The following is a 10,454-nucleotide window of genomic DNA, read 5'->3' on the forward strand; positions in this document are numbered from 1 at the left end:
AATATCCAATTATGTAAATGAGTTCAGGGAGAACGCTCAAAACGGATATCCTGCAATTCAGGAGCCCCTGATGGTTGGTAAGGTTCATCCCAGCGGATACATGCTGATCAATGGTCATCACAGGTGGGCAGCAGCCATGAAGGTTGGCATGAAAAAAGTTCCTGTTAAGATCATTAACATGACTACGCCAGCAGACATAAAGCGCATGATCGAAAACTCCAAGCACGACAAGAGAGTTACCATGGACCTTGATGAAGTGATCCTTCGTGACGCAAATGATCCTTACATAGAGAAGGTTCCAGGACTTCGTGGAGGTAAGAGCAACCAGAGAATGAGACTTGGTATTCCAGCTCTCCTCAGGTTCTTTAACACCCATGGCTACGACATCTGGATATATTCCGCCAACTATTATTCCATTGATGACCTGCAGCGCTACTTCCGCAGATACTCCGTACACGTAGACGGCATCATCACCGGAACTTCCAAGAAAAAAGTCTCTGAATCAGAAGCCGAAAAGAACATGGCAGCTCTTTTCGCCAATAAGTACGGCCAGACAGTCCATATAGACAACGACATGGTACTTGTAACCCACAGCCAGTCCAAGGACTTCGAAGAATTCCCACTGGAATCTACCGGCGCCGACTGGTCAAAAGAGATAATCGAGAAAAGTAAGAGCTTTGTCAAAGCTGAAGAGTGATATACAGGACAAGACACGGGGACGGTTCTACTGTCTCATTGCACACAACAAGACACGGGGACGGTTCTACTGTCTCATTGCATGCAATGAGACAGTAGAACCGTCCCCGTGTCTTGTTTTTAGGTTGGATTAAGGGTTACATGATAATCTTTCTTTAATAGCAAAATAAAACACATATTTTGCGAAAACAGACATTTATTGTTTGGCGGAAGTATTGTAAAATTTGTGGAAAGAAAGAGAACATCGAGGAATGAAAATGAAGAATAGTTTAAGACAGATGCGTTTTGCGCTTCAGAGTTTTTTGATGAGGCTCATGTATGGGCGAAATGGTTTTGATAACATGGCAAGGGCCTGCTATGGAGTATCGATGATACTGCTGGTGGTAAATATCTTTGCAGGTAGTGTGATAATATACTTTATGTGGATTGGCTTATTTGCTTATTCCATGTTTAGAACTTTTTCCAGAAATATTCCAAAAAGATACGCTGAAAATCAGAAATATCTTCAGATGACAAGAGGCATAAGAAGCAGGGGAGAAGTTCTTAAGCTAAACATGCAAAGTGGCAGCACAAGTAAGTACTACATTTGTAGCGACTGCGGACAAAAGATAAGAGTTCCCAAGGGAAAGGGCAAGATCGAGATAAGATGCCCAAAGTGTGGAAACAGATTTATAAAAAAGACTTGAAAAAGATTTAGTTGATTATGGCCATGTGGCCATGGGAGAAGCGTTATGGTACAAGATCCCTACAAAGTTTTAGGAGTAAGTCCTTCAGCATCCGATGAAGAAATAAAAAAAGCATATAGAACACTTGCCAAGAAATATCACCCGGACCTTAATCCTGGAGATGAGGTGGCAGCTCAGAGAATGAATGAGATCAATGCTGCATACGACATTTTATCCAAGCCTCACACTGCAAGACATGCATCAGGATATGGACCAGGATCTAGTTATGGAAGTGGATACAGTGGAACATCCGGTTATGGAAGTGCCACAGGAACTGATGGATACTACAGCAGTTCAGGTACAGGAACAGGTTCTGGCTACAGTAACAGCTACGGAAATGGCTATGGGGGATTTAATAGCTGGCAGGATAGCAGTGAGAATCCTTTTGAGAACTATGGAACCTTCTTTGGTTTTGGACCCTTTGGATTCTTTAGGTTTGGGAATTTTGACAGCAATAGAAATGGTGCATATAGAAATAGCAGCTATAACGCAAATGGCTGGAATACTCCATCCACTGGCAGCAGCATTCTTGGCAAGCTCTTTAAGTGGTTTATCATATACGAGATTGTTTCAATACTTTTGAGGTTCGTATTTTTCTTTTAACCCCAATAAAAATTTAAGCTGTCACACCAACATCTGGTGTGGCAGCTTTTTTGCGCTTCATTTTGCAAGTTCATGTATGTGATTGATTTGCTTTTCTTCGTACATGTTGTCGTCCATGTGCTTTAAGAAGTCGTCCATGGTTTCGCTGTCCTGGTGGAATATGCTGTAGCCCATGGAAAGTGACAGCTTGTATTGTCTTCCCTCTGTTTCATTGAACAGATCCACCTCGTCGTGGAGGCTCTTTAGGACGTTCTTCATCTCTTTTTCAGAAGTCTCAGGAACAAGAATGATAAATTCATCTCCTGCAAATCTGGTGGCGATAGCCTTGTCGGGCTTGGCGAAAATGATGACTCTTGCTACATCTATGAGTGCCTCATCTCCTGCATGGTGTCCAAAGTTGTCGTTGATACTCTTAAAGTAGTCAACATCGATCATGATACCGCCAACAGTTTTTTTCTCTTTGGAGATGACTTCAAGCTGGTAATCCAGATAGGCTCTGTTGTAGAGGCCAGTAAGCCTGTCGAGGTATGAAAACTCATTCTGAAGGGACATATAAATTGCAGTAAGGCCCACGGATATGGATACCCAAATAAGGGAGATACCATAAAATATGGATTGGAGCAAACATCCCATAAGGATCGGACCAACCATGAGATAAAGCGGGAAAAATCTTACTTTTCCATACCGCTCTTCAAATTTCTTTAGTATGTAGTAACTTAAAATGACATATCCAAAGTCTACAACGTAATAGAGATAGCTAAGAGGAAGTCTGTGGTAGACATTGTCGGCATCTATGGTGTAAATGATTGGGAAGATATTGTTTAAAAGAGCTAAAATTCCCATTATTACTGCTGGTATAAAGGCGTAGGTGTAAATCTTTTTTATCCTGGTCATTGAGTGGTAAAGCTTAAGGTCTTCATATATGCACCAGGATGCGATAAAGATCGGATTGGCCATGAAACAGAAGGTGTTTCCCGCCATGTTAAGGATCCTCATCAGGATGCCGCTCTTACCGTCACTAAAGAAAACCAGAAAGTCCACTACGCATGCGATCATGGTAAGTATTGTGATGGCAGTAAAAATCTTATATTCGAAGTGGCCTGCATCTGCGCGTCTTATCTTGCTGGATATCAGCATGGCTACAAGAAGCATAAAGCCGATATAGTCTGAAGTTGCTACAGCCAGTAGGTTCATGTAAGTTCTCCCTAAGGAAACAAAATAATTGTCTTAATCTATTATACATTACTTTTTGCGACATTAAAAATATGCTATTCGATGATAATAATGTCCGATTTAATGATTTGTTTATACAATTTATAATCTGTTTAGCAAAGGACGAAAAAGTCCTAACATTTTCTTTTACAATTAGGGAGGTAAAAAATGAAGAGAAGATTTTTATCAGTAGTTTTAACAGCTGCTATGGTTCTTTCCATGACAGCATGTGGCGTTTCAGCACCTGAAGCACCAGCAGAAGCTCCTGCAGCAGAGGCACCAGCAGCTGAAGCTCCAGCAGCAGAAGCACCCGCAGCAGAGGCACCTGCAGCTGAGCCTGCAGCAGATGCTATCACTCTTGTTATGGCAGAGGTTAACCCTCTTGACACTATTGTTGGTATGACAGACCAGAAGTTCAAGGAAGAAGTTGAGTCAAGATCTAACGGATCTATCATCATTGACCTTCAGGCAAGTGGTGTTCTTGGATCAGAGAACGACGTGCTTGATTCTATGCTTGGTGGCGGCGGCACAATCGATATGTCCCGTATCTCAGCTTTCGCTCTTACAAGCTACGGCGGACAGAAGTCAATGCTTCTTTCACTTCCTTACATCTTCACAAGCCGTGAGCATTTCTGGAAATTCGCTACATCAGACCTTGCTCAGGAATTCCTTCAGGAGCCTTCTGAGAACGGTTCAGGCGTAAGAGGTCTTTTCTATGGTGAGGAAGGTTTCCGTCATTTCTTCACAGTTAACGAAGTTAAGGACATCACATCATTCAAGGGCATGAAGCTTCGCGTTTCTAACGACCCTATCATGAATGGTCTTGTAGAGGGCCTTGGTGCTTCTCCTACAGTTGTAAGCTTTGGTGAGCTTTACTCAGCTCTTCAGACTGGTGTTGTTGATGGCGCTGAGCAGCCTATCGCTAACTACAAGTCAAACGCATTCCCAGAGGTTGCTCCTTACATGATCCTTGACGGACATACACTTGGTGCAATCCAGGTTATCATCACAGACGAAGCTTGGAACAAGCTTTCAGCAGACCAGCAGCAGATCCTTATGGACGCTGGTAAGGCAGCTTCTGAGTACAACAGATCAATCTCAGAGAGCAAAGAGAAAGAGGTTCTTGACGAGCTTAAGGCTGATGGCGTACACATCATCGAAGTTGATGACATCACACCTTGGCAGGAAGCAGTTAAGCCTGTAATCGAAGAGAACATCAAGGGACTTGAGGACTACTACCAGAAGCTCGTTGATTTTGGTAAATAATATTAACAAAACTAAACGCTAGTCTTGATTTTATATACCGGAGGTATTATGGATTCTTTCTTCAACGCGGTAGACAAGATCAAGCCAGCATATGATGTGACCTACAAAGTTGTTTTGTTTGTATGTAAGCTCCTGCTGGTGGCAGATATTCTGATCACCAGCATGAGCGTACTTGGAAGATACGTTTCTTTTGTACCAGACCCATCATGGAGTGAGGAGATTGTCCTCACTCTCATGTCTTATATGGCAGTTTTATCTGCTGCTCTGGCCATCAGACGCGGTGCTCACATTCGTATGACTGCTCTTGACAGATATCTACCTGACAAACTATTAAAGATATTGGATCTGGTTTCAGATGCATTTGTACTTGTACTTGCTTTTGTAATGCTTATTGTTGGTTGGCAGTATGCCACAACACTTGGAGCTAAGGGTGTGTATGTTTCACTTCCCAAGCTTTCAAGATTTTGGATGTATTTCCCAATCCCGGTTGCAGGTCTTGCCATGATCATTTTTGAGCTTGAGGCAATCTACAACCACATCAAGAGACTTTGCGGAAGGGAGGTAAATGTCTGATGACAGCTAATACTACTGCCATAGCAATCCTTCTTATAAGCTTTCTTGTAATGATCTTTTTAAGATTCCAGATCGCTTATGCGGTTGCACTTTCATCGATCTTTTGTCTCCTTTATCAGGGACTTCCACTTACTACTGTTTGTCAGCAGATGGTAAAAGGTATCAGCTCTTTCTCACTGATGGCTGTTCCGTTCTTTATCACCATGGGCTGCATAATGGGTACAGGTGGTATTTCAGAAAAACTTATTGCCCTGGCCAATGCCTGTGTAGGCTGGATGACCGGTGGTATGGCCATGGTTAATATCGTGGCATCATACTTCTTTGGTGGTATTTCAGGATCAGCAGCTGCTGATACCGCATCCCTTGGAAGTATCCTTATCCCTATGATGGTTGAACAGGGATATGACGATGATTTCTCAACAGCGGTTACAATTACATCATCCTGTGAGGGACTTCTTGTTCCTCCCAGCCACAACATGGTCATTTATGCCATGAGTGCAGGTGGTGTTTCTGTAGGAAGCCTTTTCCTTGCCGGATACATTCCAGGAGCGCTTCTTGCTATTTCACTGATGATCGGATCATTCATCATATCAAAAAGACGCAATTATCCTAAGGGCGATCCATTTAGTATAAAAGACTTTGTTAAACAGCTTGGTGTTTCGTTCTGGGCTCTTGCGGCTATTGTTATAGTAGTTTTCGGTGTTGTAGGCGGAGTGTTTACTGCAACAGAGTCCGCTGCTATTGCTGTTATCTACAGTCTTATCGTCAGCGTATTCATCTACAAGGGACTTGACCTTAAGGGAGTTTGGAAGACACTTGAGCAGTGTGTAGACACTCTTTCAATTGTTATGATCCTTATCTCTACTTCAAGTATCTTTGGATACTGCCTTACAACCCTTCACGTGCCTGATCTTGCAGCTAACGCCATAATTGGTCTTACACGTAACCCTATACTTATTGCTCTTTTACTTAACCTTATCCTTCTTGTACTTGGTTGTATAATGGATATGGCTCCGATCATCCTGATCGCAACACCTATCCTTCTTCCAATCGCTACATCAATTGGAATCAACCCAATACAGTTTGGTGTTATGATCATCCTTAACTGTGGTATAGGTCTTTTGACACCTCCTGTAGGAGCAGTTCTTTTTATCGGATCTGCTGTAGGTAAGGTTAAGATGGAAAAAGTAGTTAAGGCTACACTTCCTTTCTATCTTTGCATGATCGTAGTCCTTATGCTGCTTACATTTATACCTGAGATCAGTATGTTCCTGCCGAACCTGATCAACAAGTAATATTATCGAGGAACGTTCTTTTATGGAATATAAGTATATGTGCGATGTCAAGGCATCTGACCTTTGGAAGATGGCTATGGTACGCACCTATAAAGCTGCCATTGGGGTAGTAAATATTGTTTTTACAGTTGCCATGATCCTTTTGGTTTTCAGGTTCTGGAAAACGGCACCTGACATTTTGCGGGTACTGATGATATTTGGGTGCCTTGTCTTTCCAGTGATCCAGCCCCTTGCTACTTATGGAATGTGCGTAAAACAGCTGGAGAATATGCCAAGAGACATGGAGCTTAAATTTGATGATGTGGGCGTCCATGTATCCACTGGAGGACAGTCTGAGCTCATCAGATGGAACAAGGTGAAAAATGCCATAAAGCGTAACAACATGATAGTTGTTATGTCAGATGACAGCCACGGATATATGCTTACCAACAGGGTTCTTGGAAATGAAAAGGAAGAGTTTTATAACTTCCTTTGCAGTAAGATAAGAGGCTAGTTTTAAATAGTTTTTTTATAGAGGCGGCGCTATAATTATTGATATAACTATAACGCAGCCTCTTTTTAGCTTATGAAAAAGATACGTACTTTCTGGGAAACACTTACCATTAAAAACAAAATAAAGTACTTTACCGTCAGCGTATTCATTGCGATACTGGCTGCCATTATGTTTGATGCCTGGATCGTCAAGCTCTTTATGATGGACTTTAACGATATCATGGTGGATAATGCCGGAAGCGGTATGATTGTAAATGCCATTGACAGGGAGACGGAAGTTTTTGACGCCTACGTTCACAGTTCAGACCCTGCGAATTCTGCTGAATGGGATGAAGTTGTAAAGAGCACGCATGATGCCATCTATGGTGTTCCCCTTAGCTACAATCACCTTGGCCCCGAGAGATATGCTATATTGCAGTCACTTCAGACTGCCTATGAAACCTATTGCAGCTACAGGAACCAGGTGATCACGGATTATCAGTCTGAGAGCATTTATATTGACAAGCTCTATGATGTGTACAGCATGCAGAGCTATTTAGCCCTGTACGCCCAGCGCTTTGTTGATGCCACCATGACTGAGGGCAATGCCAGGTACTTGGAACTTACGCCACTAGTTTTGTCTGTGCCATTTCTTGTGGCGGCTTTTGGAATAGTTCTTTTCATCGTGATCATCCAGATCTCCAAGATGATGAACAGATCCATAACAGAGCCGGTACTTAAGCTGGCGTCCTCCTCCAGGAAGATCGCGGCCAACGACTTTTTTATTGAAGACGTAGAGGTTCAGAACCAGGATGAGATCGGAGACCTGGTAACGGCTTTTAACAAGATGAAGTTCGCAACCGGAGAGTACATCAAGGCTCTTGAGGAAAAGAGAGAGGCCCTGGATCAGCTTCATGCCCAGGAGCTTGAGACTTTGGAGATTGAAAAACAGCTTGAGACCATGAACCTTGAGCTTTTAAAGAGCCAGATCAATCCTCATTTTCTTTTCAACACCCTGAATGTCATTGCGGGAATGGCAAACCTTGAGGATGCTGCAACAACTGAGCAGATGATTGAGGCCTTAAGCTCCCTCTTTAGATATAATCTCAAAACCCAGGCAAAAGAGGCACTTTTGTCCCAGGAACTTAAGGTTTCAAGGGACTACATGTATCTTCAGAAGATGAGGTTTGGCGGAAGAGTTGAGTTTGAGGTGGACTGCCAGGTGGATGAAAACTCAGTGATAGTGCCAACCTTTACCTTCCAGCCTATTTTGGAAAACGCCATTATCCACGGTATTTCTCCTAAGGTTGAAGGTGGAAAGGTGTTTATCAGGATCAGGCAGCAGGATGACATACTCCTTATAGACGTTGGAGATACCGGCGTCGGAATGGATAAGGAGACTTTGGACAGCATTAGAAAGCAGCTGGCTGGAGGCGAAGATATCGCTCTAGATGCTGATATCGTGGGCATCGGCCTTGGAAATATCAACAGGCGAATTAAGGCCATGTACACAGGCAGCAGCTTTGAAATAGAAAGCGAACTGGGCAAAGGAACAATAGTTAAGATAAAACTTCCTATTAAGGGAGCAGGAGACTAAAATGTACAGAATTCTTGTGGCAGACGACGAGCCAATCGAGAGACAGGTTATAAATAAGAAAATACTTGGATTCTTTCCTGACCAGGTTTTGGTGTTTATGGCGGAAAACGGAATCGAGGCAGTGAGCGCCTTTGAGGACAATGACTGTCAGATCGCAATCCTTGATATAGAGATGCCGGGCATGAACGGTCTTGACGCCGCTGCGCAGATAAGGAAGAAACATCCGGACTGCAGCATTATCTTCCTCACGGCCTTTGATGAGTTTAATTATGCGAAAAGAGCTATCGAGGTAAGGGCCCTTGACTATCTGCTTAAACCGGGATCAGATGAGGACCTTATAAATGTCATTGAGGAAGCCATGAGGCTTGCTGACAGAGAAGAGGAGGCCTTTGAAGAGGAATCTTCTGAGGATCAGGCTTTGGCGGAAGATATTTCTTTTGCGGAAGCAGAAGATACGGCAGATGGCGAAGAGATTGCCTCCAACATCATTGTTGGTGAGGTTACAAGATATATTGAAAATAATTATAAGGAAGACATTGCCCTTCAGGACGTGGCTGGACTTTTTGGCTACTCGGATGTGTACTTCTGCAAGCTTTTTAAACAGAACTTTGGCAAGAACTTCATTACTTATCTTAATGAGTTCAGGATTGACAGGGCAAAAGAGCTGTTGGCGGATCCGCAGATCAATATCAAGGACGTAAGTGTGGAGGCCGGATACAGGGATGCCAACTATTTCACAAGAGTGTTCAAGCGCATGGTGGGCAAGACCCCCAGTGAATATAGAAATGGAGTATTGGGACAATGAATAAAAAGTGGGGATACCTGCTGGCGATCATCATGGCAGTGATCATATTGCTGTTTGCCGGTGGAAGGATATTCTCTTTTATTAATAAAAAGAATAAAGACGTCTCTCCCGAGTATGTGTTTCTGTATGCTGAGAACCAGATTGATGACTATCCCACAACTCAGGGAGCAAGGCGGTTTGCAGATCTTGTCTACGAAAAGACAGGTGGCAGGATTCAGATCCTTGTTAAGTGCGACGCAGAGCTTGGCAGCGAGATGCAGGTAATTGAGCAGATGCGCTATGGTGGTGTGGCTTTTGCCAGAGTGTCACTGTCGCAGCTGGCGGAATTTGTACCGGATATGAACGTTTTGCAGGTGCCGTACCTGTACACGGATTCAGACCACATGTGGCGAGTACTTGACGGAGAGATTGGAGATGAGTTCCTGTCAAAGACGCTTGGGTACGATCTGGTGGGACTTTCCTGGTACGATGCAGGTGCGAGAAACTTCTACACCACAAGGCCCGTCAAGAGCTTGTCTGACCTTCAGGGTATGACTATAAGAGTCCAGGAGTCAGACATGATGGCAGACATGGTATCAGCTCTTGGGGCAACCCCTGTAAAGATCGTTTATTCAGATGTTTACTCAGCTCTTGAGCAGGGACTTGTTGACGGAGCTGAGAACAACTGGCCATCCTATGAGGCCATGAGGCACTTCATGGTAGCCAGGTACTACACCTTAGATGAGCACACCAGAGTTCCGGAGCTCCAGATATGTTCCAAGGCTGTATGGGACATGCTATCTAAAGAGGACCAGCAGATCCTCACAGAATGCGCCAGGCAGTCAGCCCTCTATGAGCGTGAGCTTTGGCAGGAGAGGGAAAAAAGCTCTCGCAAGATCGCAGAGAGAAGCGGCGTAACAACCATCAAGCTTTCCCCGGAAGAAAAAGAAAAATTCCGAACCGCCATGGCCAGCGTCTACGAAAAGTACTGTGGCGACCAAATGGATATACTCCAGAAAATAATGAACTACTAACAAGACACGGGGACGGTTCTACTGTCTTATTGCGCGCAACCTGACAGGGGGACGGTTCCAATGTCATTTAGTTAAGGATTTTAAATGACTTTCGTCCCCCCAAAAATGATGTAATAGTTCGTGTATTAGAAATTTCATATCTTGTGTTTACAACAAATGGCACGCCAAGAAAGCAGGGTTTGACCTGCTTCTTCCGTG

Annotated in this window: 11 protein-coding genes; 10 read left to right on the forward strand and 1 reads right to left on the reverse strand. The window is 43.6% G+C overall.

Annotation, left to right across the window (positions count from 1 at the left end; genetic code table 11):
* From J6I68_RS05590 to J6I68_RS05600, 3 genes are all read left to right on the forward strand, one after another.
* Positions 1-697, forward strand: a 697-nt coding sequence (locus J6I68_RS05590; protein ID WP_292218292.1) for a ParB/RepB/Spo0J family partition protein, incomplete at its 5' end; no start/stop codon positions are given.
* A gap of 256 nt (positions 698-953) precedes the next feature.
* Complete coding sequence (locus tag J6I68_RS05595; protein WP_292218295.1) at positions 954-1,382, forward strand: hypothetical protein; 429 nt, start codon at positions 954-956, stop codon at positions 1,380-1,382.
* Between the two features lie 45 nt (positions 1,383-1,427).
* Positions 1,428-2,024, forward strand: a complete 597-nt coding sequence (locus J6I68_RS05600; protein WP_292218299.1) for a J domain-containing protein — start codon at positions 1,428-1,430, stop codon at positions 2,022-2,024.
* A 57-nt stretch (positions 2,025-2,081) separates the two neighbouring features.
* On the opposite strand, the gene J6I68_RS05605 is transcribed toward J6I68_RS05600, so the two are convergent.
* Positions 2,082-3,218, reverse strand: coding sequence for a GGDEF domain-containing protein (locus J6I68_RS05605; protein ID WP_292218303.1), 1,137 nt, complete (start codon positions 3,216-3,218; stop codon positions 2,082-2,084).
* A 186-nt stretch (positions 3,219-3,404) separates the two neighbouring features.
* Between J6I68_RS05605 and J6I68_RS05610 the strand changes: the two genes are divergently transcribed.
* The 7 genes from J6I68_RS05610 (at position 3,405) to J6I68_RS05640 (ending at position 10,256) form a co-directional block, all read left to right on the forward strand.
* Positions 3,405-4,502, forward strand: coding sequence for a TRAP transporter substrate-binding protein (locus J6I68_RS05610; protein ID WP_292218309.1), 1,098 nt, complete (start codon positions 3,405-3,407; stop codon positions 4,500-4,502).
* Between the two features lie 48 nt (positions 4,503-4,550).
* Positions 4,551-5,075, forward strand: a complete 525-nt coding sequence (locus J6I68_RS05615; RefSeq protein WP_292218314.1) for a TRAP transporter small permease — start codon at positions 4,551-4,553, stop codon at positions 5,073-5,075.
* The gene (locus tag J6I68_RS05620; RefSeq protein WP_292218320.1) at positions 5,075-6,370 is read left to right on the forward strand and encodes a TRAP transporter large permease; all 1,296 of its coding nucleotides are present in this window, start codon (positions 5,075-5,077) and stop codon (positions 6,368-6,370) included. The genes J6I68_RS05615 and J6I68_RS05620 overlap by 1 nt, the downstream gene beginning before the upstream one ends.
* 22 nt (positions 6,371-6,392) lie before the next feature.
* A complete protein-coding gene (locus J6I68_RS05625; RefSeq protein ID WP_292218323.1) occupies positions 6,393-6,863 on the forward strand; it encodes a YcxB family protein in 471 nt (156 codons plus the stop codon).
* Positions 6,864-6,935: 72 nt separating this feature from the next.
* Positions 6,936-8,438: a sensor histidine kinase gene (locus J6I68_RS05630; RefSeq protein WP_292218328.1), complete on the forward strand. Its 1,503-nt coding sequence runs from the start codon at positions 6,936-6,938 to the stop codon at positions 8,436-8,438.
* A gap of 1 nt (position 8,439) precedes the next feature.
* Complete coding sequence (locus J6I68_RS05635; protein WP_292218331.1) at positions 8,440-9,243, forward strand: response regulator transcription factor; 804 nt, start codon at positions 8,440-8,442, stop codon at positions 9,241-9,243.
* Positions 9,240-10,256, forward strand: a complete 1,017-nt coding sequence (locus tag J6I68_RS05640; protein WP_292218338.1) for a TRAP transporter substrate-binding protein — start codon at positions 9,240-9,242, stop codon at positions 10,254-10,256. The genes J6I68_RS05635 and J6I68_RS05640 overlap by 4 nt, the downstream gene beginning before the upstream one ends.
* Positions 10,257-10,454: the final 198 nt, after the last annotated feature.

This window comes from Butyrivibrio sp., from assembly GCF_017940685.1.
Taxonomy (GTDB): domain Bacteria; phylum Bacillota; class Clostridia; order Lachnospirales; family Lachnospiraceae; genus Butyrivibrio.

Bases quoted from the DNA above. Each gene is read 5' to 3' on its own strand.
- J6I68_RS05595 (WP_292218295.1), top strand. From the start codon at position 954: ATGAAGAATAGTTTAAGACAGATGCGTTTTGCGCTTCAGAGTTTTTTG.
- J6I68_RS05600 (WP_292218299.1), top strand. From the start codon at position 1,428: ATGGTACAAGATCCCTACAAAGTTTTAGGAGTAAGTCCTTCAGCATCC.
- J6I68_RS05605 (WP_292218303.1), bottom strand. From the start codon at position 3,218: ATGAACCTACTGGCTGTAGCAACTTCAGACTATATCGGCTTTATGCTT.
- J6I68_RS05610 (WP_292218309.1), top strand. From the start codon at position 3,405: ATGAAGAGAAGATTTTTATCAGTAGTTTTAACAGCTGCTATGGTTCTT.
- J6I68_RS05615 (WP_292218314.1), top strand. From the start codon at position 4,551: ATGGATTCTTTCTTCAACGCGGTAGACAAGATCAAGCCAGCATATGAT.
- J6I68_RS05620 (WP_292218320.1), top strand. From the start codon at position 5,075: ATGACAGCTAATACTACTGCCATAGCAATCCTTCTTATAAGCTTTCTT.
- J6I68_RS05625 (WP_292218323.1), top strand. From the start codon at position 6,393: ATGGAATATAAGTATATGTGCGATGTCAAGGCATCTGACCTTTGGAAG.
- J6I68_RS05630 (WP_292218328.1), top strand. From the start codon at position 6,936: ATGAAAAAGATACGTACTTTCTGGGAAACACTTACCATTAAAAACAAA.
- J6I68_RS05635 (WP_292218331.1), top strand. From the start codon at position 8,440: ATGTACAGAATTCTTGTGGCAGACGACGAGCCAATCGAGAGACAGGTT.
- J6I68_RS05640 (WP_292218338.1), top strand. From the start codon at position 9,240: ATGAATAAAAAGTGGGGATACCTGCTGGCGATCATCATGGCAGTGATC.